19 protein-coding genes are annotated in these 23,903 nt (G+C 64.2%); 4 read left to right on the top strand and 15 right to left on the bottom strand.

Translation table 11 applies throughout. The features are described 5' to 3' along the window. Positions 1-45: 45 nt before the first annotated feature. Positions 46-1,542: a DEAD/DEAH box helicase gene (locus AACH00_RS01605; RefSeq protein WP_341397188.1), complete on the bottom strand. Its 1,497-nt coding sequence runs from the start codon at positions 1,540-1,542 to the stop codon at positions 46-48. A gap of 378 nt (positions 1,543-1,920) precedes the next feature. Between AACH00_RS01605 and AACH00_RS01600 the strand changes: the two genes are divergently transcribed. The 4 genes from AACH00_RS01600 (at position 1,921) to AACH00_RS01585 (ending at position 6,792) form a co-directional block, all read left to right on the top strand. Next, positions 1,921-3,780 carry an SLBB domain-containing protein gene (locus AACH00_RS01600; RefSeq protein ID WP_341397187.1) on the top strand — a complete coding sequence of 620 codons (1,860 nt, stop codon included), beginning with the start codon at positions 1,921-1,923 and terminating at the stop codon, positions 3,778-3,780. A 56-nt stretch (positions 3,781-3,836) separates the two neighbouring features. Further along, positions 3,837-4,904 carry a Wzz/FepE/Etk N-terminal domain-containing protein gene (locus AACH00_RS01595; RefSeq protein WP_341397186.1) on the top strand — a complete coding sequence of 356 codons (1,068 nt, stop codon included), beginning with the start codon at positions 3,837-3,839 and terminating at the stop codon, positions 4,902-4,904. Positions 4,905-4,978: 74 nt separating this feature from the next. Further along, a complete protein-coding gene (locus tag AACH00_RS01590; protein ID WP_341397185.1) occupies positions 4,979-5,764 on the top strand; it encodes a WecB/TagA/CpsF family glycosyltransferase in 786 nt (261 codons plus the stop codon). 20 nt (positions 5,765-5,784) lie between these two features. Then, positions 5,785-6,792, top strand: coding sequence for a hypothetical protein (locus AACH00_RS01585; RefSeq protein WP_341397184.1), 1,008 nt, complete (start codon positions 5,785-5,787; stop codon positions 6,790-6,792). Positions 6,793-6,826: 34 nt separating this feature from the next. Here AACH00_RS01585 and AACH00_RS01580 read toward each other — a convergent pair whose 3' ends face one another. Genes AACH00_RS01580 through pseB form a run of 14 tightly spaced genes read right to left on the bottom strand, consistent with a single transcriptional unit; the run spans position 6,827 to position 23,877 of the window. Next, the gene (locus AACH00_RS01580) at positions 6,827-8,077 is read right to left on the bottom strand and encodes an EpsG family protein (protein WP_341397183.1); all 1,251 of its coding nucleotides are present in this window, start codon (positions 8,075-8,077) and stop codon (positions 6,827-6,829) included. 16 nt (positions 8,078-8,093) lie between these two features. Continuing rightward, the gene (locus AACH00_RS01575; RefSeq protein ID WP_341397182.1) at positions 8,094-9,188 is read right to left on the bottom strand and encodes a DegT/DnrJ/EryC1/StrS family aminotransferase; all 1,095 of its coding nucleotides are present in this window, start codon (positions 9,186-9,188) and stop codon (positions 8,094-8,096) included. A 5-nt stretch (positions 9,189-9,193) separates the two neighbouring features. After that, complete coding sequence (locus AACH00_RS01570; protein WP_341397181.1) at positions 9,194-10,189, bottom strand: NAD-dependent epimerase/dehydratase family protein; 996 nt, start codon at positions 10,187-10,189, stop codon at positions 9,194-9,196. A gap of 40 nt (positions 10,190-10,229) precedes the next feature. After that, entirely contained in the window at positions 10,230-11,162 is a 933-nt protein-coding gene (locus tag AACH00_RS01565; protein ID WP_341397180.1) for a glycosyltransferase family protein, read from the bottom strand. Next, positions 11,155-12,903, bottom strand: a complete 1,749-nt coding sequence (locus AACH00_RS01560) for an ATP-binding cassette domain-containing protein (RefSeq protein ID WP_341397179.1) — start codon at positions 12,901-12,903, stop codon at positions 11,155-11,157. The genes AACH00_RS01565 and AACH00_RS01560 overlap by 8 nt, the downstream gene beginning before the upstream one ends. Then, positions 12,900-13,898 (bottom strand): acyltransferase, encoded by a 999-nt coding sequence (locus AACH00_RS01555; protein ID WP_341397465.1) that lies wholly within the window; start codon positions 13,896-13,898, stop codon positions 12,900-12,902. Before AACH00_RS01555 ends, AACH00_RS01560 begins: the two co-directional genes overlap by 4 nt. 2 nt (positions 13,899-13,900) lie before the next feature. Next, on the bottom strand, positions 13,901-14,971 hold the full coding sequence (locus tag AACH00_RS01550) for a phytanoyl-CoA dioxygenase family protein (RefSeq protein WP_341397178.1): 1,071 nt from the start codon (positions 14,969-14,971) through the stop codon (positions 13,901-13,903). Continuing rightward, positions 14,961-16,577, bottom strand: a complete 1,617-nt coding sequence (locus AACH00_RS01545) for a hypothetical protein (RefSeq protein ID WP_341397177.1) — start codon at positions 16,575-16,577, stop codon at positions 14,961-14,963. The genes AACH00_RS01550 and AACH00_RS01545 overlap by 11 nt, the downstream gene beginning before the upstream one ends. A 23-nt stretch (positions 16,578-16,600) precedes the next feature. After that, complete coding sequence (gene pseI / locus AACH00_RS01540) at positions 16,601-17,686, bottom strand: pseudaminic acid synthase (protein ID WP_341397176.1); 1,086 nt, start codon at positions 17,684-17,686, stop codon at positions 16,601-16,603. 2 nt (positions 17,687-17,688) lie between these two features. Beyond that, a complete protein-coding gene (pseG, locus tag AACH00_RS01535) occupies positions 17,689-19,245 on the bottom strand; it encodes a UDP-2,4-diacetamido-2,4,6-trideoxy-beta-L-altropyranose hydrolase (protein WP_341397175.1) in 1,557 nt (518 codons plus the stop codon). Continuing rightward, complete coding sequence (locus AACH00_RS01530; RefSeq protein WP_341397174.1) at positions 19,242-20,051, bottom strand: SDR family NAD(P)-dependent oxidoreductase; 810 nt, start codon at positions 20,049-20,051, stop codon at positions 19,242-19,244. Before AACH00_RS01530 ends, pseG begins: the two co-directional genes overlap by 4 nt. Continuing rightward, positions 20,048-21,709 carry an aldo/keto reductase gene (locus tag AACH00_RS01525; RefSeq protein ID WP_341397173.1) on the bottom strand — a complete coding sequence of 554 codons (1,662 nt, stop codon included), beginning with the start codon at positions 21,707-21,709 and terminating at the stop codon, positions 20,048-20,050. Before AACH00_RS01525 ends, AACH00_RS01530 begins: the two co-directional genes overlap by 4 nt. 12 nt (positions 21,710-21,721) lie before the next feature. Further along, positions 21,722-22,879, bottom strand: a complete 1,158-nt coding sequence (pseC, locus tag AACH00_RS01520) for a UDP-4-amino-4,6-dideoxy-N-acetyl-beta-L-altrosamine transaminase (RefSeq protein ID WP_341397172.1) — start codon at positions 22,877-22,879, stop codon at positions 21,722-21,724. Beyond that, positions 22,876-23,877 carry a UDP-N-acetylglucosamine 4,6-dehydratase (inverting) gene (pseB, locus tag AACH00_RS01515; protein WP_341397171.1) on the bottom strand — a complete coding sequence of 334 codons (1,002 nt, stop codon included), beginning with the start codon at positions 23,875-23,877 and terminating at the stop codon, positions 22,876-22,878. Before pseB ends, pseC begins: the two co-directional genes overlap by 4 nt. Between the last annotated feature and the right edge of the window lie 26 nt (positions 23,878-23,903).

Genomic DNA, 23,903 nt, shown 5'->3' with positions numbered 1-23,903 from the left:
CAGCAGCCCAGCGGCGCCAGAGTGCGCCGCGCGGCTGTGTGTCAATCACGCCTTGGGACCACCGCCCAGCAAGCTGGCCAGCTTGCGCTTCGGGCGGATGTTGGGCGAGACGCGTGCGGGCGCTGACGCCGTTGCAGGCGCCGACTTCTCCCAGGCTGCCGGCGAGTCGCTGACAGTGGCCTCGTAGGGCTTGTCAAAGAACGGGTCACGGCTCTGACGCGGCTCATGGCGACGCGGAGCAGGTGCGCTGCGAGGGGCTGATTCGGCATAGGCGCGCGGCGCAACCTCGACCGGGCGACGCGGCTCTGCGTCAGCGTCATACGAGCGAGGGGCACGACGCGGACGATCATCTTCCAGTTCGACGGTGCCGAGCTCGATGGTCTTCTTGATCAGCTTCTCAATGTCGCCAACCAGACGCGCGTCATCACGGGTGACCATGGTGACGGCAATGCCCGAGGCACCAGCGCGGCCCGTGCGGCCAATGCGGTGCACATAGTCTTCTGCGTTGAACGGCACGTCGAAGTTGAAGACGGCTGGCAGATCAGCGATATCGAGGCCACGCGCAGCCACGTCGGTGGCCACCAACAGGTCCACTTCGCCGGCCTTGAAGGCGGCCAACGACTTCAAACGCTCATCTTGCGACTTGTCGCCGTGCAGTGCGGCGGTGCGCAGGCCGTCGCGCTCGAACGAACGCGCCAGGCGCGCCGCGCCCAGCTTGGAGTTCACGAAGATGATGGCCTGCTTGATCTCGCGGTCCCGCAGCATCTTCAGGATGATGCGACGCTTGTCGTCATCCACGCAGCTGATGAACAACTGCTCCACCGTCGAAGCCGTGGCGTTCGGGCGGGCCACCTCGATCAGCTCAGGATCCTGCAGGTAGCTGCCCGCCAGTCGCTTGATTTCAGGCGAGAACGTGGCGGAGAACAGCAGGGTCTGGCGATTGCCCTTGGGCAGGTAGCTCAGGATGCGCTGCAGGTCCGGCAGGAAGCCGATGTCCAGCATGCGGTCGGCTTCGTCCAGCACAACGTACTCGACCTGGTTGAGCACGCAGTTCTTGGCTTCAATGTGGTCCAGCAGGCGACCGGGCGTGGCGATCAGGATTTCAACGCCAGCCTTCAGCTCCAGCGTCTGGGGCTTCATGTCGACGCCACCAAACACCACGGCAGCGCGCAGGTTCGTGTGCTTGGCGTAGGCCTTGACGTTGTTGGCGACCTGGTCGGCCAACTCACGGGTAGGCGCCAACACCACCGCGCGCACCGGATGGCGTGCGGGCGACGTGCTGGAGTTCTCGTGCCGCATCATCTTCTGCAGCAACGGGATGGAAAACGCAGCCGTCTTGCCGGTACCGGTCTGGGCAGCACCCATCACGTCACGGCCACTGAGCACCACGGGAATCGCCTTCGCCTGGATGGGCGTCATGGTGGCGTAACCCTGATCGTCCACAGCCCGCAGGAGCTTGGCGTCCAGCGGCAAAGTGTCAAAACGGGCGGGAATCGGCGCCTGCTCGGCAACAGCCGTGGGCGCGAGGGGTTCGGTGGTCATCACCGCGCATTATCGCTTGGTCCGCCGTTTGCTGCTTTGACAGACTCCGGGCTTTCCAAGATCAATTCAACAAATCAAGGCTGCGTGATGAGATGCGCCTATCGTGAACGCTTCATTTCAAGACTCGGAGACGCCGACATGATGGCCGGCGGCGTCGCGCAAAAGACAGGCCTTCGGCACCAACGGATTGCTGCGGGTTGCCCTGCCAGAACCTCAAATTCACGCCAATCCGCTGCTTGGTCTATGCGCTCATTTGGCAGTCATGCCCGGGCGATAGAATCAGACGGATAGTCCTTTCACAGACGAACCGTGGGGCATACCCACTCATCCATGCATTCCCATCGATATTCCGTCTTGCACAGCTTGAGTCAAGCCGCATTGCTGATTGGTCTGGCTTTCGCAGCCCCGCTCACCATGGCCCAATCGGACAATCCAATCGGTGACGCTGCGAACCGTACGAACCTGCAAAACAGCACCGACGGCACGACCAACGGAAGTTACCGGCTCAAGCGCAGCACCTCGGGAGCCAATCGCAGCGCAACCGACGCTGACGTCATCGAGGTCGTTGAACCCAAGGTCGTCTACAGCCCGGGCGAATTCGAGATTTACGTGCAACGCCAAGCGGAGGCCACCGGCGGCGTGGTCACACCGATCCGCCGGTTTGGTGCGGAGCTCGTCAGTGACACACGGGGTAGCGCGGTTCAAGACCCCTCGCCGCTCGTGCCCAACGACTATGTCGTCAAACCGGGCGATGAAATCAGCGTGACGCTGTGGGGCTCGGTGGACGCCGATCTGCAGGTGATGGTCGACCGGTCGGGCCGGATCGTGCTGCCCCGGGTGGGCTCCATTCCCGTGGCCGGCGTACGCAGCGGCGAGCTGACCGAGATCATCAGCCGCCGTGTGGCGCAGGTGTTCAAGAATTTCCAGATCAGCGTGAGCATGGGGCGCCTGCGCTCCGTGCGTGTGTTCGTTTCGGGCTTTGTCCAACGGCCGGGCAGCCTGTCCGTCAACAGCTTGTCCAGCGTGCTGCATGTGGTGATGCGCGCTGGCGGCCCGACCGCTGCAGGCAGCTTCCGCAACATCACGCTGCGTCGCAACGGCAAGGTCGTGAGCGGCTTCGACCTTTACAACCTGCTGCTCAACGGCGACCGGAGCGCGGACCAGGTGGTGCAGGCCGACGACGTGATCCACATCGGCCCTGTCGGCCCGCAGGTAGGCTTGATTGGCAGCATCAATCAACCTGCCGTGTTTGAACTCAAGCCAAACGAAACCGTGGCGGACCTGCTGGCCATGGGCGGTGGCTTCAGCGCTGTAGCTGATCGCACTCGCGTGGCCGTTGAGCGCCTGGCTGACCGAGCCACTGGCCGCGTCGCCGAGCTGAAGCTGGACGGCGCCGGTCAGCGCAGCACCCTGTCTGCTGGCGATGTCGTGCGAGTGTTCAGTGCCGTCACGGCCGCATTGCCTCTGAACCTGCAGAACAAGCGCATCCGCGTGGAAGGCGAAGTGGCGCGGCCAGGCGATTACGTGCTTGCACCCAACAGCACGCTGGCCGACGCCATTCAAGCTGCTGGCGGATTGACGCCTGCGGCTTATGTGTACGGCACCGAATTCACTCGCCAGAGTGTGCGCCGCACCCAGCAGGAAAATTTCGACCGGGCATTGCGTGATCTGGAAACGGAACTGACCAAGAACGTGAGCACACGGCGGGCGACGATTGCAGGAGACACCGTCAATCAAGGCGCAGCCGAAACGGCGAACGCTCGACTGATCGAACGTCTGCGTCAAGCCAAGCCAACAGGGCGCATCGTGCTGGAGGTAGCAGAAAACGAAACCCGGCTGCCAGTACTGCCGATTGAAGATGGCGACCAGGTGAGCGTGCCTGCGCGCTCAAGTACCGTCGGTGTGTTCGGCAGCGTCTACAACGCCGGGAGCTACCTGTACAACAACGACAAGACCATGGCGGACTATCTGAAGCTGGCCGGTGGCCCAACCCGTGGCGCCGATGCCGAGAGCGTGTTCGTGATTCGCGCCAACGGCACGGTGGTCAGCGCTCGTCAGTCAGGCTCAACCTTCTTCCGGGACAGTCGCTTTGCCAGCGTTACGGCCCTGCCAGGCGACACATTGTTTGTGCCTGAAGAGTTGGACAAGACCACCTTCATCCAGGATGCCAAGGACTGGACCCAGATCCTCTACCAGTTCGGGCTGGGTCTGGCGGGCATCAAGTCGTTGGGGCTGTGAGTCTTCTGATGAACAAACATACTGACGCTTCCCCCGCACCTGCCACAAGCCCATCCATGGGCGCTTCGCTGGAGGCTTGGCTCGCTCCACTGCGCGCTCATTGGCCTTTGCTGGTCGCCGTGCCGCTCGTGGCTGGTGCGCTCGGAATTGGAGGCAGCTTTCTGATAAAGCCTGTGTTCAGTGCCACAACCACTTTTCTGCCACCCCAGCAGCAGCAAAGCGGTGCCGCCAGTGCGCTGGCGTCGCTGGGTGCTCTGGCAAACCTGGCCGGCGGTGGGGGCGTGAAGAGCCCGGCAGAGCAGTATGTAGCCATGATGCAGAGCGTCAAGGTCAGCGATCGTTTGATCGATCAGTTCGATCTGATGAAGGTCTACGGAGCAACTCTGCGCCAGGACGCCCGCCAATCCCTTCTTGAACATGCGCAGATCACGCTCGGCAAGAAAGACGGCTTCATCGTCGTCACAGTCGAGGACACAGATGCCGAGCGAGCGGCAGCGATCGCGAACCAATATGTGACCGAGTTGCGACTGATGACGTCGGTGCTGGCGGTTACCGAGGCACAGCAGCGCCGGGTGTTCTTTGACAAGCAGTTGCAAGAAGTCAAATTGAAACTGGCCGAAGCACAGCGCGCGCTGCAAGGCAGCAGTTTCACGTTGGGGGATCTGAAGTCTGAACCAAAGGCCGCCGCTGAAGGCTATGCCAAGCTGCGAGCCGAGCTCACTACCGCCGAGGTACAGCTGCAAACCCTGCAGATCGCCATGGCTCCCGGCTCACCCGAAGTCCAGCGCCAGTCAGCACTGATCCAGGCCTTGCGCTCCAAGCTGACCGACGCGGAGCAGCGTGGCGGCAAGGCCGACCCCTCCAGCCCGGACTACGTCAACCGCTATCGCGAGTTCAAGTACCAGGAGACGCTGTTCGACCTCTTTGCTCGGCAATACGAACTGGCACGGGTAGATGAAAGTCGCGAGGGCGCACTGATTCAGGTCATAGACGTGGCCACGCCCGGCGAACACAAAGTGCGCCCCAAGCGGACGCTGTTCGGCCTGAATGCCGCGCTGGGCGCCGAGCTGGCCACCATGCTCTGGCTGATCCGGCGCAGCCGCCGTCAGCCGGCCAAGACCTGACACAGCGACGTTCGCGCCCTTCTCCCTCGGTGCACCGGCCCTGGCGGCCGATGCACCCATCGTTGCAACACACCATGACCCCGACGTCCCACGTTGAAGACTTCCTGGGCTATCCGCTCACCACGCAGGACCTGGACGCCCTGGCCGACGAGATCGTCGCTGGCGTGCGCGCCCCCCGACCTGCCAAGGGCCAATGGCTGGCCTGTCTCAACCCGCACTCCTACGTGATGGCGCTGGACGAGGCGCCGTTCCATGCAGCGCTGCACCAGGCGCGCTGGCTGATCCCCGACGGCGTTGGCGTCGTCATTGGTTCACGCCTGCTGGGCGGGCACATCCGGGCCCGTGTCTGTGGCCCGGACGCCTTCCTGGCCGTGTCGCGGCGCATGAACGCGGGCGGTCCGTTCAAGGCGATGTTCATCGGCGCCACCGAAGACACGCTGGGTATCGTTGAGCGCCGCTACCGCAGCGACTTTCCGCAGGCCAGCGAAGTGGTGACCTATTCGCCGCCATTCAGGGCCCAGTTCAGCGCCGAAGACATCGCCGCCATGCGCACGCTGATCGAGCGCCACCAGCCTGACGTTCTCTGGATGGGTCTATCGGCCCCAAAGCAGGAAGTTCTGCTGGCCCAGTTGGCACAGGGCGGCCAGTTCGGCTTCGCCGCGGCCATCGGCGCGGCCTTCGACTTCTACGCCGGCAAGGTCGTGCGCTCGCCCATGATCTTCCAGCGCCTCGGTCTTGAATGGCTGCCACGGCTGCTGCAGCAGCCACGCCGGCTCTGGCGCCGCATGTTCGTCTCGGCGCCGATCTTCGTCGGCCATGTGCTGGCTACCCGGCTGCGCGGCGCGCGCGGTCCCCGTTGAGCGCTCGGGCGCACCAACCCATGCATCGCAACTTTTGCACCATCTTCAACGCGACCTACCTTGTCCGTGGCCTGGCCCTGATCGACAGCCTGGCCAAGCACTGCCCGGACCACCGCATCCACGTTTTTGCTATGGACGAGCAGACCGCGACGCTGCTGCGCGAGCTGAAGCGCCCGCAGGTTGTGGTCGTGACCCCGGCAGAGTTCGAAACGCCCGAGCTGCTGCGCGTCAAGCCGAGCCGGGGCATGGGTGAGTATTTCTGGACCTGCACGCCGCACATCATCCGTCACTGCCTGCAGGTGCTGGGCTGCGCGGAATGCACTTATGTCGACGCCGACGTCTGGCTGCTGTCCGATCCCGAGCCGGTATTCGAGGAGATGGGCGACGCGGCCGTATTGCTGACCGAGCACCGCTACACGCCGAAGCACGACCAGGCGGCCCTGAGTGGGCGCTACTGCGTGCAGTTCATGCGCTTCGTGGCCAACGATCGCGGGCTGGCGGCGCTGCAATGGTGGTGCGATCGCTGCATCGAGTGGTGCTTCGCACGGCGCGAGGACGGAAAGTTCGGCGACCAGAAGTACCTGGACGACTGGACCAGCCGCTTCGAGGGCGTGCATGTGTCGACCCACGTCGGCGCGGGCATCGCACCATGGAACGCCGGGCGGACCGAGTTCCGCGAGGTGGCTGGCCAGGTGCAGGTCAGAGACCCGGGCGATCCGGCCTGGGGCGACTGGCGGCCGCTGGTGTTCTTCCACTTCCACGGCCTGATGAGCTACAGCGAAGACCAGCTCTGCTACGCCTTTGGCTACCACCTGCCGGCCGGTGCCAAACGCTGGGTCTATGCGCCCTACGCGCTGCAGCTGCAGCATTGGTACGGCCAGCTGCAGCGCCGTCTGCAAGGGCTGGCGGCACGGGGCCCGGCACCCGGTGCGTCCTACAACGAGCCCTGGCCCAAGCGATTGGCACGTCGCCTCTGGGGCCTGCCCAACACCGTGAGCCTGCGCCGCCTGGCGGTACGCCGCGGCTGAGCTGCCTGACCGGCCAGTGCGGGTCGGCATGCCCTTACAGGCGCAGGTCTTCGATCTTCTGCCAGCGGTCGACCAAGCGGTCCATCTGCAACCACTCAGGCCAGCTCTGGGGGGTGCTGCGGTAGGTCCACTCCGCGCCCTGGACCCGGGTCCAGCAAAGTCCTGCCGCGCACAGCAGGGCCAGGACGGCCATCGGAGCTCGCCAGTCGCCGCCGCGGCGCAGGCCGGCACACAGCAGCAGTGCCAGCATGGGCACGCGCAGGAACTCCAGGAAGAAGTAGGTCCGGAAGAACATCAGCGGAACCTCACGGATGCAAAGCAGCAGCGCCGCGAAGGCAATGCAGAAGTACCACAGCAGTTGCAGCCGCTGTCCGGAGGAGCTACTTCGCAGAAGCCACCAGCCGCCGCTCAACACAGCCAAGTCCAACAGCGGCAGTGCCAGACCGATCTGCCCATCGTCCTTGATGAGGGTGGCCGCTGCCGTAAGCTCATTGAGCCAACCGACCAACCCTGCGTTGGTCAGAATCACGGCGAGCAGCAACATGGCCCAGAAAAGCCTTGGGGCGAGTGGCCTTGCCCAAGCCAGCATCAAGGGTAGCCAAAGCAGAACTGCCGAATTGTGGACGAGTACAGCTACAACAGCCCAAAGCAACACCAGAGGGCGACGGTGCAACACAAAGTGCCACATCGCGAGCATGAAGACGCCACCGGCCAGGTACTGGCGGACGAGGTGCGCCGTCAATGAAAAAGTCACACCCAGCAGCAGCGCCACGCAGACGGCAACCACAGGCGCCGGGTCCGACGGATTGTCGTCAGAGTCATTCAGCACATTGACGACCTGGGCGCTGAGGGCCAGCGCCATACCGTAGATCAGCATGCTGCACATCAGTCCGAAACTGATGCGCGGAGCCGGGCTGAGCTGTGCCAGCAACCACACAAAGCTGCGAAACACCGGCTCTGTCACTCGAACCGAGAGATGTGAGTCCGGGTCACTGACCAACACCCACCAGTCCAAGGGTCGGCAGTAGGCCAGGTACTGGTAATACTCCGCCAAGTCTGAATCCGGCCACTTGGTCGAATTGATCACAGCCAACAGAAGCACCAGAGCCCAAGCAGGCCACCAAGGCCGGCGTACCCACCCAGCGGCACGGGCGGTACTCGCACCAACCAGCGCAAGCAGCACCCACAACAGCGCTGTTTGTGCCAGCAGTGCGGCGGCTAGTGCAGCGAGCCAAAGCCCCAGCGTGGCGATCGCCGGGCGGCTGGAGCTGGCAGTGATCGTCATGCGGAGGCCCAGAAACTCAGATCGCCCGGAAGCTGTTGACTGCGGCGATCACTTGATCCAGCTGGGCATCATCCAGCTGCGGGTGACATGGCAGCGACAGGCACTGCAGGGCATGTTGCTCGCTGGCCGGAAGGCCCAGCGGGTCACGTCGCATATCGAGACAGGTTTGCTGGTGATGCATGGGCACAGGGTAATGCAACAGCGCCTGTACGCCGGCAGCCTTCAGATGCGCCACCAAGGCATCTCGGTGCGCGCTGCAGACCACGAAGAGGTGATATGCGTGTGCTGCCGTCTCTTGAGGAGCGGCCAGCAGCCGAATGGCAGGCTGCTTCAATTCGGCGCGATAACGTTGCGCGATTTGCTGACGCCGCTCGGTGTAGCCTGCCAACCAATTGAGACGCACCGAGAGGATGGCCGCCTGCATCTCATCAAGCCGGCTGTTCATCCCGATCTCGGGGTGGTGGTAGCGCTCGCTCTGGCCATAGTTGCGCAGACGAGCCACCCGGTCGGCGAGCGCCATATCGCGCGTCACGACGGCGCCACCATCACCGAGCGCGCCGAGGTTTTTGGTGGGGTAGAAGCTGTACGCTCCTGCCACACCGAAACCACCTGCCCGCACACCGCCGAGCGTCGCGCGATGCGACTGTGCACAGTCCTCGACCAAGGCGAAGCCCTTGTCTCGTGCCAGGATTTGCCACTCGGCCATGTCACGCACCTGGCCGTACAGGTGTACCAGCAACACCGCGCGGGTGCGCGGCGTCAAGCAACGTTCGACACTGGCGCGACTGAGCAGCGCGGTATCGGGATCGATGTCGGCCAGCACCGGCACCGCACCTGCACGCAGGATAGCCAGCACGCTGGCAAAGGCCGTCATCGGCGTGGTGATGACCTCGTCGCCAGGGCCAATATTCAAGCCACGCAGGATCAGTTCGATGGCGTCCATGCCATTGCCAACGCCGATCGCCCGCGGCAATTGGCAATCTTCGGCCCAGCGTTGTTCGAAGGCCTGCACCTCCGGACCAAGCACATACCAGCCAGACGCTATGACACGCTGTACTGCCGCCAGCATCTCGGTCTGCAATTCGGCCGGCTCGGCCTTGAAGTCATTCATCAGGATCATGGTTGAGCGTCCCAGTAGTGTTGTCCGTGTTCGCGGTAGTAAGCCAGACTGCGGCGCAGGCCCTCCTGCAGATCGATTTTCGGCGACCAGCCCAGTTCCGTACGCGCCAGCGAGAAATCGCTGTAGTAATCGCCGATGTCGATGGCCTTGCGCTCAGGCGGAAAAGGCACGATCTCGAAGCTGCGACCAGGCACCAGCTCGACCATCATCTGCGCCAGGTCCTTGAGGTTGACGACCTCGTCGCTGCCCAGGTTGTAGACCTGGCCGTTGGCCTGCGGGGCCACACCAGCAATGAGCATCGCATCGACACAGTCGTCCACGTAGTTGAAGTCACGCAGCTGCGTGCCGTCTCCGAAGACCTTGATGGGCTGCCCTTCGATCAGCTGACGGATCCAGATGCCCAGGAAGGTCTGGCGTGCATCCTTGACCCGCATGCCGGGGCCGTACGTGTTGGTCAGGCGAAGCACGCAGGCGCGGATGCCGTAGACCTTGGCATACAGCAGGTGATACCACTCGCCGGCCAGTTTGTTGATGCCGTTCACGTCAACCGGGCGGATCGGGTGCTTCTCGTCCACCGGCAGGTAGTCGGGCTTGCCGTAAATCTGGCGCGTGCTGGCGAAGACGATGCGGATGCCAGGGTTGACGGTCCGGCAGGCCTCGAGGATGGACAGCTGCGCCGCCGCATTGATGTCCAGATCGGTCTTGGGATCCGACATCGAGTCCATGTGGCTCGTTTGTCCAGCAAGATTGAACAGGAAGTCCTGGTCGCGCAGCAGGTATTCGATGGCGAAACGGTCCCGCACGTCACAGACGTTGACCGTCACCCGGTCGCGGATGTCGGCGATGTTCTGCAGGTTGCCGCCGTAGGTCGGGATCAGGCTGTCGACCAGGGTGACGCGGGCGCCTTGAGCCACCAGGGCGCGTGCCAGGCTGGAGCCGATGAAGCCGATGCCCCCGGTGATCAGCACCCGCTTGTCGCGATAGTCAGTCATGCAATGTCCTTGGATCAAGGTGAGAAGGATGCGGCCGGCCTCAGGCCGACCTGCGCCAGCGAGCCCACCGGGCGCGGACGTGCCGCAGGAGACGGCGTGGCAGCCAGCGCGTGCGCACGAAGTAGTCACGCACCGCGCGCGTGCCTTCGTCGGAAGGCCGCAACGGCAAGCGCTCCAGCCGCGGCGACGTCGTGGCAAGTTCCACGTCGAAGTCGCGGTTGGTGGCACTGTGGGTACCGCTGTCGTCATTGCCGATGTTGCGTACCAAGCTGCGACCCGGATAGAGGGTCAGCATGCCACGCAGGAAACAACTGGCATGCCAGCGGATGGCCCAGGAGTTGTTTCGGCCGGCGATTTGATGCTCCAGCATGCGCGTGTAGGGATAGGCACCGTTGAAATCGAAGGCACTGGTCAGTCCCTGTGCCCGCAGATCAGCCAGCAGCGCGGCGCCGTCCGGATTGAAATGGGCCCAGGCGCGGCGCCAGGTGGCCCATCCCCAGCAGTCCGCACCACGCAGGAAGAAGGTCTCGGGCAGGGCCCGGTTGACCGGGTAGATGTAGCCATGCACCGAGGCCACCGCCTCGTCGTCTGCGTACAGCTGCAGCGCACTGTTCATGTAACCCAGGAAATGCGGCGAGACGACCAAATCGTCCTCCAGCACGATGACCCGCTCGTGATGGTGAAGCACCTGCCCCACGCCGTCGATGATGGAGCGGGCCAGGCCCATGTTCTGGCTGCGCGACAGGCACTCCACGGCGGCAAAGCCCTGGAGGTCCTTCACCAGGGCGCGCACGGCATCGACGCCGGCCTGGTGGGCCGGCGAGCGCGCCGCGTCCAGGAAGAGGTAAAGCCGCGTTCGCGGTGCCAGCGGGTCGGCCTGAAGGGCCTGCAGCGTTCGGGCCAGATGGTCAGGCCGCATGTAGGCGAACAAGGCCACCGGAGCGGGCTCGAAAGGCAGCAGCTGCTCAGTCATGGGCTGCCTCGGCAGTACTCTTGGCGGCCGGTGTCTCTGCACCCGAGGGGCTCAGGGCCAGCACCGTGTCGGCCAGCGCGGCAATGGTTTCATCATGGGTGATGAAGACCAGCACGCCGTCGTGCAGACGCTGCTTGATGCGAGCCACTACCGTGTCGCGGGTGGTGGGGTCGAGGGCGCTGGTGGCCTCGTCCAGGATCAGGATCTGAGGCTGGCGCAGCAGAGCGCGGGCGATGGACAGGCGCTGGCGTTGCCCACCGGAGAGGTTGGAGCCCTGGTAGTCCAGCGGCGTGTCCAGTCCGGCTGGCAGGCCTTGCACCACCTCCAGCATGTCCACCGTCTGCAGGGCCTCGTTCAAGGCATGGTCGTCCAGCGTCAAGCCCAGGCAGAGGTTGTCACGCACCGACGCCGAGAAGATGCGTGGCTGCTGCTCGACCAGCACCACGCGCTGGCGCAGATCGGCCGCAGCCACGGCGCGCTTGTCTAGAAGGATGCGCCCCTCGTCCGGCTCCACCATGCCCAGCAGTACATCGGCCAGAGTGGACTTCCCCGAGCCGGAGGGTCCGATGATGGCGTGGGTGCAGCCACGGCGGAAGTCGAAACTCAAGTCACGCAGCACTGGCATGTCGGCCAGGTATCCATAGCGCAGGCCGACGAGGGCCAGCTCGTCGAAGGGCGCGGCCAACGGCGCCCCCGGGCCGCTGGCGCGGGGCGTCTGCCCTGGGCCCTCGATCAGCTCACGCAGATCCTTGGCGGCACGGGCATCTACAAGGAAAGTGCCACCGGCCGTCATCAGTGCGCCGAGCGAAACGAACACACGGATGATGATGGTGGTGCCAGCAAACACGGTCTCCGACGCCAACGGCACCTGACCCGCCCACCAGGGCGCCAGCCCGATCACGCCCGTGAGCAGCGCAACCAGGCCGGGCACAGCGCGGATACCGGCCTTGAAGGCGTCGATCTCGAACAGCAAACGGGTATAGCGGCGCATCTGGTCGCGGTAGGTCGCGTGCACGAAGGGCTCGCAATCCATGGAACGGATCGAGCGCAGGCTGTTGAGTGCTTCGAGGAAGCCGGTGCCTGCCTCCCGCGACAGGTCCACCGAGCGCCGGTTCAGGCGCAGCATCTGCTTCAGGCACAGCCCGACCAGCACGGCCGAAACGCCCAGAAAACCCATCGTTGCCCAGAACATCAGCGGCGAGAACAGGTACAGCAGCACCAGGCCCGCGCCGGCCGAGCAGGCACCGGCCAGCATCAGCAGACCGGAATGGATGAGCGAGCCGGCACGGAAGGTGTCGTCGCCAGCCAGCGACACGTAGTGCCCGATCGAGCGCTTGTAGACGCTGGCCATGGGTTCGTCGATCAGCACGCGGCGGAAGACATCCTCGCTGAGCTGCCGGTGCACCTGCTTGGCCACGAAGGTGGTCAGCAGCACATGCAGGTAGCCTGCGGCACTGCGCAGGGTCAGAAGCAGAAGGAACAGCCAGACCCAGGTCATGATGGTGGGCGGCAGGCCCACCGCGCGGACCACCTCGTTCCAGAGCTCCGCAACCTTGCTCGGGTGCGCATCCGGATTGTTGGCTGATGCCAGCGGGATCATCAGACTGATGCCCACGTACTCCAGCACCAGCAGCACGAAGGTCAGCAGCACCGCCCAGCGGGCCAGGGGGAAGCGGCGCAGGACATGCGCCATGAACAGCAGCACCGCTTGGCCGCCAGAGGTCTTGCCGGGGGCGCTCATGGCTGCTCCTCCAGAGTGATCGCTTGCGCGGACAGCAGCACCAGGCAAGCACTCGCCGCCCCGCCCTCGGGCCGCCAGTCAAAGGACAACAGGCCGCGCGCGTCCGGCGCAGCCTGCCACTCCAGGGTTGCCAAGCCGGCCGGCACGCTGCGGACCACGCCGGCATGCAGCAGCTGGCCAGGCCCCGCGGCCCGCAGTTGCAGCCGCACGCCCTGCCCTGGCAAGACGGCCAGCGCGATTCGGCATTCGGCGCGGTTCAGCGCCAGCCCGCCGGCCACCCTGGGCACACCGGCATCGCCCTCGTCGTGGCCGATCTGGCTGAAGCCAGCGTCGAAATACGGCAGATGCTCGTCCCGAGCGGCATCCAGTGCAGCCGGCGGGGCGTAAGCGAGGCGCTGGCCGATGACGCGTGCCGGCGACCCGACTGCAATGCTGTAAGGCGGCAGGTCGGTGGTCACCACCGAATGGGCGCCCAGCACGCAACCACGGCCGATTCGCACCCCCGGCATGACCGCCACGCCGATGCCCAGCCAGCAGTCGTCGCCCACTTCCACAGGCTGACTGCGCTCGGCCGCCGGCAGACCCGCGCGAGCGCGGTCCTGCAGGCGAATTGGCAGGGGGGGATTGCGCCGAAACTCGTGCCGGCCTGAAGAAATGTAGAGGTCAGCCGCCCCGGTACAGCCAGCGCCCAGGCGTACATCACCGTGCAGTTGGCTGCGATGCTGCAGCGTGGTGTGGGCACCAATGTCGACACGGCCCAGCGCTGAGATCTCACAGTCGCTGCCCATCCAGACGCGCTCGCCGATCTGCACGCTTGCGCCGGCATCACCGCTGAGCACGGTGCGAGCGCCGATGTAACTGCCATGCCCGACAGAGAAGCGTGCCCGGCCTCGCCATTGCACGCTTGGCTCGATGCGGACGCCCCGCATCGCCCCCCAAGCTCGACAGGCATTGAAGAGGAACCAGTAGAGCGCTCGCAGCAACGGTTTCAGCATCGTCACGCGTACTGGCGGTAGATCGAAGGAGCACGGTCCAGCATCGCCAACAGTTCTGGCGCTACAACCTGGCCGATCCGGGCGCGCGGGTAGTTGGTACCGAACAGCGTATTGCTGAACTGCAGTTGCAGAATCAGCCGTGGGGCGCCAGTGACATGGGCCCCCTTGTGCAGCCCGCGGGTATCCTCAAGGATGATGCTGCCGCGGGGCGCCGAGAAAGCCAGCACGTCTTTGGCGGGATAGTGCTCAGCCACCTCCTCGTCGGTCAGGCGGACATAGCCTCGACGAAGGATGTGGTCAGGTATGGCGCCGGTCTGGTGCGAACCGCGCACGAACGCGTGCGGGCCGTTCTCGGGCCCCACGTCGGTCAGGTAGATGAAGATCTTCAACCACTTGAACCGGTCCATGTCGAAGTGGAAGAACTGGGCGGCCTCAGCGTCGGGCTGAGTGTGGTAATTGGTGTGCCACCACATGCTGAGTACGTCAGCGAGCGGCTCGCAGCCCAGGTATTCCTGGACAACCTCCAGCAGCGAGCCGTCGGCCAGCAGCGCCTGTACATCCGGGTGATTGAGGAGATCGGCTGGGTCATAGTCGTAGCGCACGGCAAGCGGCTCAGCAGCATCGAACAATGCCTTGCGCGGCACGCTCGACACCGCCTCATGATCCATGCGGCGAACCAGCGCGGGCGTACGCTGGGCAAAGTTCATCAATCGATCGCAGGCCTCGGCCGGCAGCGCGCCGGGAAATACGACATAGCCATCCTCGCGCAGGCGCTCCACCAACGGCGCGCTGCGACCCGCATCAAGATCGCCCAGCACACCACAGCGAGAGCTCAGTGGCAGCTTTGGCCTGCGCCGCGCGAGGAGCCGGGAAGCAACGTCGTTGAACTTGCCACGGCTGACGCAGAAGAGCCAGACCATGGCCTGGTAGGCAGCCTCAGGAGTACGCTGGGTCTGCCGGTAGCGCAGCAATCCCCAAGGCAGCACCAACACGCTGCGGAGGTTGAGCACGGCGACGCGCAGCGCCGCCAGGACCGGACCCAAAACCGGCAACTGCATGGCTTTAGCGAGCATGGGATGTGAACTCCTTGATCAGTATCTCGAGGTGATCGCGCCACCCTGGAAGGGCGCGCAGCGCGGCCAGGCCATCGCGCACGCTGTCTGGCTTTGCGTCCTCGGCATTGCTGGACTTCCAAAACGCGATGAACTGGCGACGCAGAGCAAGCAGTTCAGGGTCGCCGTTCAGGTTATGCATGAAGTAGAAGGCCAGAGCTTGGCGCTTCATCTCCGCTTGCGGCAAAGGGCAATGTCCCGGTGTGCGGAGCATGCTCTGGTATTCGGCTGCAGTGCTTGCAGTGCGAGCAAACTCGAAGGCATGGTGCGGGTGGCGCGCACAGGAGATGCACGGCACGCCCAGGTAGGCCAACTCATGCGCCACCGTTCCATAGACGGTCACTCCGCAGCGCATCCCGGCACGCACCAACTGAGCATTGGTGATGCTGGCGGAGAGCAAACGCAGGTCCGGGTGCTCGCGCTGCAAATCCTTCATCACCTCGCTGCTGAGTGCGATCTGGTTTGGATGCGGCTTCACCCAGAAGGGGATGCCGGCCTCACGCAAAGTTTTGACCGTGAAATCCAGCCAAACCCAGAAATCGGGGAAGACTAGATCGCCGTAAACATGTGGGCTGTCATAGAAGTCGTGAAGAAAGATCACGACAGCACCATTGACCTCAACAGGCACCGCAGTGCCACTGTCGGCGTATGCAGAAACCTTCATGTAGGACGTAGCCGTGTCGATTCCCCCAGACAGGCGAACGCTCAGCTGCCGATCAGCTTCGGCCAGACATTCGGCCTGGTCCGGGCGGGCGTCGAAGGCGCGCCGGTAGTCGCTGGTGTCGACAGTGTGAAATACGTCTTCAGTACTTAGCCGTTTGCCGAATGTGATGAAGTTGCCGTAGACGCGCACTGGCACGCCATGAGCCAAAGCAACGCGCACGGCGATGCCGTGCTCGATGTAGGTCGAGTAGCTGCTGAGATACATCGACGGTCGTGCCTTGGCAAACCAGGCACCGGCACGACGCAGATCGCGCAGGCATTGCCACAACACGTGCCGCACAAATGGATCAGTGACGTCGAAACGGGGCGAGGGACGGAAGCGCAGGAACGAATCAATGACCAGATCACCCACCAAAACGCCATCGATGCGCAGCCCTGAGATGTCGTCGCAAGCCTGAAGCGAGCGCCACAGGCGGCCCGCGCGAAACCAGTCGGCTGCATCGCCCAGCGGATGGGAGAGCGAATCACTTCTGTAGGCCACCGATCCGATGAGCCCATGATTTGCTGCAGCCCATTGCCGGTTGACCAGCCAATTCAGAGGCAGCGAGCGAGCGATGCGGGCGATCCAGTCGTTACCTATGGCTCCGTTGATGGCACGCACCTGAAGAAGAGCGGTGCGCGCGCCGGTGGCGTCGCGCAGCGCCAGAGCCAGCGAGGCGAACAGCCCATAGAACAGCGGGTCCTCCACACCTTGAACGGCCAGCAGCGGACCGTTTTCGGATGGAGCAGGTAGCCGGTCCGCTTCAGCCTGAAGTGCAGCACACAGCGGAGCCACACGCGGATCGGTGGGGCGACGGGCCAGCACACGCGCCGCGCCGCGCAGGATCTTATTGATCAGACTCAAGACAAAATTCCAGTGCTCGCAACTCAGTTGGTCTGGCTGGCGTCAGCCGCATCACTCAGCAGGTCCCAGCTCACCGGCGTGCCGCGGGCGATGGCGCGGCCGGCGCGGCGGCCGATGAACTGCTCCAGGTGCTTGGGTGGCAGACCACCCCCGGGGCGGATGGCGCGCAGGTTGCTTTCGTCGAAGCGCTCGCCAGCCTGCACGTCCCGGGTGATGTAGAGCGTACGCCGGAATTTGAGCGATGGCCGCTCGGCCGCGGTAGGACCGTAGCTGATTTGGCCCAGAGACTGCCAGGCTCGCTCAGTTTCGGTGACCAAGGTCTGCATTTCTGCAGGCTCCATCGAGAAGGATGAGTCGACCCCACCATCGGCACGTGACAGGGTGAAGTGCTTTTCCACAACCGTCGCACCCAACGCTACGCTGGCCACCGACACCCCCACACCCATGGTGTGGTCGGACAGCCCGACCTCACAGCCGAACAGATCGCGCAGGTGTGGGATGGTGGCGATGTTGGTGTTGGCTGGCGTGGCGGGGTAGGTACTGGTGCACTTGAGGAGGATCAAGTGACGGCAGCCGGCTTCACGGGCCGCACGTACGGTCTCGTCCAGTTCGGCGATGGAGGCCATGCCAGTCGAGATGATCAGCGGCTTGCCAGTGGCGGCGACGCGGCGAATCAGCGGCAAGTCGGTATTCTCGAACGAGGCAATCTTGTAGCAGGGCACGTCAAGTGTCTCGAGGAAATCGACCGCGCTGGCGTCAAAGGGTGTGCTGAAGGGCACCATGCCCCGCGACCGGGCCCGCTCGAAGATTGGGGCATGCCACTCCCATGGCGTCATCGCCTCACCGTAAAGCTTGTAGAGAGTGTTGCCTTCCCACAGGCTCTTCTTGTCCGCGATGACGAAGTCGCCCTCCGCGAGGTCGAGCGTCATGGTGTCTGGGGTGTAGGTCTGAATCTTCAGGCCGTGGGCACCGCAGTCGGCGGCCGCATCCACGATCGCCAGGGCGCGATCCAGTGACTGGTTGTGGTTGCCCGACATCTCGGCGATCACAAAGGGCTTGGTATGGCGGCCGATCGGGAAGTCGCCGATCATGAAATCGTTGGTGCTCATTGTCATTCCTGGATACGGATCAGAGTTTGGGCGTGGGGCTGGAAGCCCGCCGTGGCGAATGCAGCCAGTGAGGCTGCGTTGCGATTTTGGATCTCGGCATGGATCTGCCGAACCTCTGGATGCTGGCCCTGCAACCACTCACAGGCCTGGTTGATCAGGGGCGGCCCGAAGCCGGAGCCGAGATGGTCCGGAGCAAGGTAGACAGAGATAAGCGCCGACGACTCGCTCAGGTCAAAGCGGGCGACACCAACTGGGGTCCCGTCGAGCTGGCCGATCAGCAGGCAGCGCTGCGGATTGCTCAGAACCTGCGCGAACCAGCGTTCGTGGCTGGCGCGCTCCAGCGGCCGGTCATCGTGCGAAAAGCGCCGTACGTCGGGATGGTTGCGCCATTCGAACAGCGCCTCTGCGTCTGCCGCCGAGGCGCGCCGGAACTGCAGGCTCGGCTGCAGCAACCGCCGGGCCGTACGCGCGGCGCCCTGACCGTCGACCAGCGCGGCTGCGCGCCTGGCCTGCCCAGCTCGCAGCTCGTCCATTCTCAGCAATCCGCGCAGCAGTGCACGTAGATCGTCATCGTCCAGCGCATCTGCGTCGGGGTGGCCGCACACCAGGCCACCCTGCAGCAAGGCAGCAATGCCGGGTCTCTGGTTGTCGGCGACGCCCAGCACCAGGCCAGGCAGGCCCTGACTGAAGCGCTCCCAGAGCATTCCACCGCCGGCCCCAATAGCCAGATCACAGGACCGCATGAGAGCAGCCATCCTGTCTGTGTGGGGCAGCAACCTCAGCGACAGGCCGGGATGTGCCGCGACCTGCAGATCAGCGTGCATCGTCTGTGGAGCGATGACGGTGGCAGTGAGCCCCGGCAGGCTGGCCAGGACACGTACGCAACGCAGAGTGATGTCCTGCTGCGCTACACCGCCAAAGCAGACCAGCACGTGCCGAACGGGGCGCCTGCAATCCGGCAAGTCGGTCGCGGACTGCCGCACGAACTCCTTGCGCAGCAGCGCATAGCGCGGCCCCAGCAGACTCCTTGCAGTACTCGGCAACAAGCTGGCATAGCGATCGCCCAGCAGTGGGTCCTGGAAGTTCTGGTCCAACAGCAGGTCACACTCGTGGGGTCGGTCTGCCAGGTCATCGATGACGAGAATTCGTCCGACAGCCGGCCTCAATGCGCGCTCCCAGCGGGCGTCCAGCGCATAGTGGTCTACCACCAACCAGTCTGGCCGCGGCCGATCGCGCAGCAGCGCCTGGCATTCCCGTGCATCGGCAGCCTGGGACGTGCCGAGCCAGTCTGCCTGTGGTGGCGCGTCCGGCTCCGTCATGGCGCCGTCTGGCTCGGGCAGCCAGTACAGGACATGTCCGGCCGCCCGCACCTGCTCTGCCCAAGGATTGGCCGAGGGCCGCAACAGGAAGGCGCAATCTGCACCCCGCTCTTTCAACACGGCAGCCAGTGCCAGACAGCGCATCAAGTGGCCGCTGCCGATGTGAGCCGAGGCGTCCAGCCGGAAGACGACACTAGCTCGAGCATCGGGAGCGTTGAACTGCTCCGACGAAACCCTCACCAGGCCCTCCAGCCACCATCAACAGGCAGATCAATCCCCGTGATGTAAGACGCAGAAGCCGATAGCAGGAACAACACCGGCCCTACCAGTTCGTGAGCCGCGCCGATTCGCCCAAGGGGCGCCTTGGCACACAGCGCTGCGTGAAACGCTGGGTTGCTCTGCGCGATTGAAGCAGGAGGAAACGGTCCCGGACTGACACTGTTGACACGAACACCCTGCGGCGCAAGGTGTACGGCCATATACCGGGTCAGTTGCGACAGCGCCGCCTTGCTCGCTCCGTAGAAGGGCGGGTTGTTCTTGCCGGAGTCACCGTAGATGCTCGGATCGGGACTGACATGCCCATACATGGAGCTGAGGTTTACCACCGAGGCACCACCGTTGGCACGGCTGGCCGCCAATGCAGGCAAGGCCTGTCGAATCAGTGCGAATGGGCCGCTGACGTTGAGACGCTCCGCATGTTCGAAATCCTCATCAACTGCCTCGGTGAACGGGATCGCACGTCCACCATAGGCGGCATTCACGATGCCATCGAGACCTGAGCCATCGGACAACAGATGATCGATGGCCGCACGTGTGCCATCGCGGTCGCTGACATCAAGCACGAGTACCTGGCACTGCCCCCCAGTCGCCCGAATCTCATCGGCGAGCGCATGCAAGGTTGCCTCGGTGCGACCTGCCAGTACCGGCGTACCGCCGCAGGCCGCGATTCCGCGGCTGATTGGCGCACCAAGGTGGCCAGCCGCACCGGTGACCAGCACACGGCGACCGTCCAGGCGAAGGTCGAATGGAGCGGAAGTGGAGGTCATGGAGCGCGATTCCATTTCGAAGGATCCAGAAGGCCTAGAGGCAAGAACGGCAGTTCAGCAGTCACCAACTCGCGTGCGCCGGCGTCTAGCGGTGACAACTGCGCAAGTGCCAATTGCTCCGCCAATTGCGACACTTGATCTACACCTACCACCACGCTATGCACCCAAGGCAAGCCGCGCACGTAGGCGAGCGCAAGGTCCAACCGATCGCGCCTCTTCAATGCCGTCACGGATCGGTCGAGGCAATCCAGCAAGACAGACGCATCAACGCCAGGGACTTCCGGCCAGCGGGAGGCAGGCAGTACCAACAATCCCTGCAGCAAGGCGCTGCGCGCGAACACCACCACGTCCGGCCTCGCGGCAATTGCCTCAAGCCAGGCAGGTTGGCGCCAACGCTGGTCAAGCAGGTTGACCGGACACTGGAGAACAGTCACTTCGGGGTCAGCCAAGGCATCCATTGCTTCCTGCGGAGCAGCAACGCTCACCCCGAGACGCCCAATGACCCCTTGACGGCGCCAGTAGATCAGCCGTTGCCAGGCCATTCCCTTCCACGCTGTTCGGTGCTCGGCACGGTGAAGCAGCAGTGTGTCCAGTTCGTCACGCTTCAGTGCGCGCAATGAAGCGAGCACACTGGCGTCAACTGCCGCTTGTACATGGCCGGGGTGGGCATCCTGCGGCAAAGCATCGAGAGGATCGAGCTTGGTGATGACCCGCAGACGATCCTCATGCCGGCCGGTGAGCCAATGGCCAAGTCGCTGCTCCGAATCTCCGTAAGCTCGCGCAGTGTCGATCGCCGAAATGCCCGCGTCGGCAGCCATGCGCAGCAGCCGACCGAGCTCCAGGTCATCCGGCCGCCCTGCCTCGTTGGCGATGCCGTAGTCCAGACCGAACTGTGCTCCGCCCAGAGTCAGAATGCTCTGCAGCTTGCCATGGGGATCCACTTTGCAGGGGATTCGCGCAGAAAACCGGCCTGGGCTGACGGCCGCTAGCCGATCAAGAATCTGTGGCCATGCAACTGCTACCGGGTCATCGACTCCGTGGAACGCCTCCACAAGGGCCTGATAGTCTGCAAAGCTGTCCATGGTGCAGCGCAGACGGGCCCACGCAGGCTCAGCATGCGGCCATTGCACGGGGACGGTCTTTGCGTGACGGCGAATCCATGGGGTGACATGCTCACGGTCGAAGCGCGAGTCGGCATGCCTCGCGGCTGCCCTCAGAACACCCACGCTGAATATCTCTGCACTGAGGCCGTAGGCAAGACCATCCCAGGGCGAATGCGTTCCGAGATAGTCAACGCCCTCGCTATCAAACATGGTCAACAGGGCAACCAGGAAGTCGTGATCAGGCAACACGTTGTCGCCCGTCAGTCTCACGACGACATCATCCGCGTTCAGGTGCGCCACGGCGCCTTCAAACCGCCCGAGAACGTCTTGTAGCGCGCCGCGGTGGACGACGATACCTGCAGCCTTGACTGTCTCTGCGAGAAGGTCATCGGCAGCTTCGTCAGATGTAGCCACGATGAGCGGCAAGCCGCCGCGGGTTGCACGACGTGCAGCCAACAATACGGCAGGCTGGCCCGCCAAAGGGAGCAGCGCCTTGCCGGGGAGCCTGCTCGAACCCGTGCGTGCTTGAAGCACAAGCTGGATGCGGCGCGTCATTGGCTCAGCAATTTACTTCCCGGCGCTCAGCAACGCGGCAAGCGCGGCCACGACATGGTCCTGCTGGGCCTCGCCGAGGTCGTAGTACAGCGGCAGGCTGATTGTGCCGGCGTAATAGGCCTCGGCCTGCGGGCAGTCGCCGGGCTGCGAGCCCAGGCGCCGGTAGTAGGGCTGCAGATGCACCGGGATGTAGTGGACGTTGACCAGAATGCCGGCAGCACGCATACCCTCGAACACGCGATGGCGCTGGCCTGCATCGTCCAGCACCACAGGGTAGAGGTGCAGCGCCGAGTACGAGTCCGGCGTCTGGTGTGGCCGCTTCAGCGGCAGGCCGGCCAGCAGTTGGTCGTAGCGCTCGGCCAGCGCATGGCGGCGGGCCACGAAACGGTCGACCGACTGCATCTGGTGCAGGCCCAGTGCCGCCTGCAGTTCGGTCAGGCGGTAGTTGTAGCCCAGGGAGACCTGCTGATAGTACCAGGGGCCCTCCGACTCACCTTCCATCAGCTCGGGCAGGCGCGTCATGCCGTGGCTGCGTGCCAGCTCCATCTTCTGGGCCAGGCCCGCATCCCGGGTGGTGCACAACCCCCCCTCGGCGGTGGTCACGATCTTGACCGGGTGGAAGCTGAAGACCGTGATGTCGGAGTAGGCGCAATTGCCCACCGGCCGGTCCAGATAGCGGGCGCCGATGGCGTGCGAGGCGTCCTCGATCACCTTGAAGCCGTAGCGGGCAGCCAGCTCGGCGATGCCGCGCATGTCACAGCTCTGGCCGGCAAAGTGCACCGGCACCACCACCTTGGGCAGACGGCCCTGCTGCTCGGCCTGAACGAGCTTGGCGGCCAGGGCTGGCACGCTCATGTTGTAGGTCAGCGGATCGATGTCGACGAAGTCCACCGAGGCGCCACAGTAGCGCCCGCAGTTGGCCGAGGCGAGGAAGGTGTTGGACGCGGTCCAGAGCCAGTCACCCGGCCCGAGATCGAGTGCCATGCAGGCGATGTGCAGCGCCGAAGTGGCGCTGTTGACCGCCACGCCATGCGTCGCCTCGACATAGGCCGCCACACAGCGTTCGAACTCCACCACGCGCGGACCCTGCGTAAGGAAGTCCGAGCGCAGCACCTCGACGACGGCGTCGATGTCGCCCTGTTCAATGTGCTGGCGGCCGTAGGGAATCATGCCATCGCCTTGTGGTTGAAGGTCTGGATCTCGTCCACGCTCAGGAAGTGCGGGTTGGTGCCCGAGTGGTACTCGAAGCCCTGCACCACTGGCGTGCCCACTTCGCCCAGGGCATTGGTGGTGTAGTCCAGGTCGGAGTGGTGGAACTTGATGGTGGGGCGCAGCACGAAGTGGTCACCGAACTCCAGCGTCAGGTGCGAGTCGTCGGCCGGGCACATGATCTCGTGCAGCTTCTCGCCGGGACGGATGCCGATGACCTTGATCGGCAATTGCGGCGCGATGGCGGCGGCCAGATCGGTGACGCGGATGGACGGGATCTTGGGCACGAAGATCTCGCCGCCCCACATGCGGTCGAAGTTCTTCAGCACGAAGTCCACGCCCTCCTGCAGGCTGATCCAGAAACGGGTCATCTGCTCATGGGTGATCGGCAGCTCCTTGGCGCCTTCGGCGACGAGCTTCTCGAAGAAGGGCACAACCGAGCCGCGCGAACCGACCACGTTGCCGTAACGCACCACTGCGAAGGAGGTGCCGCCCTGGCCAACCATGTTGTTGGCGGCCACGAACAGCTTGTCAGAGGCCAGCTTGGTTGCACCGTACAGGTTGATCGGGTTGGCAGCCTTGTCGGTGGACAGCGCGATGACTTTCTTGACCTTGTTCTCGATCGCCGCCGCAATGACGTTTTCGGCGCCGTGGATGTTGGTCTTGATGCACTCCATCGGGTTGTACTCGGCGGCCGGCACCTGCTTCAGGGCAGCGGCGTGAATGACGTAGTCCACGCCACGCATGGCCTGCGACAGGCGCTCGCGGTCGCGGACATCACCGATGAAATAGCGCATGGCCGGTGCGTTGTACTCCTGCTGCATCTCGAACTGCTTAAGCTCGTCGCGGGAATAGATGACGATTCGGCTGGGCTTGTAACGTGACAGCAGGGTCTGCACATACTTCTTGCCGAACGAGCCCGTGCCACCGGTGATGAGGATGGATTTTTGATTGAACATGATCGCTGCAGGTTGAGACGCGATGA

This window comes from Ideonella margarita (assembly GCF_038066635.1).
GTDB lineage: Bacteria > Pseudomonadota > Gammaproteobacteria > Burkholderiales > Burkholderiaceae_C > Ideonella > Ideonella margarita.
Note: the sequence above shows the minus strand (reverse complement) of the source record. Positions and strands in the feature narration are given on the sequence as shown.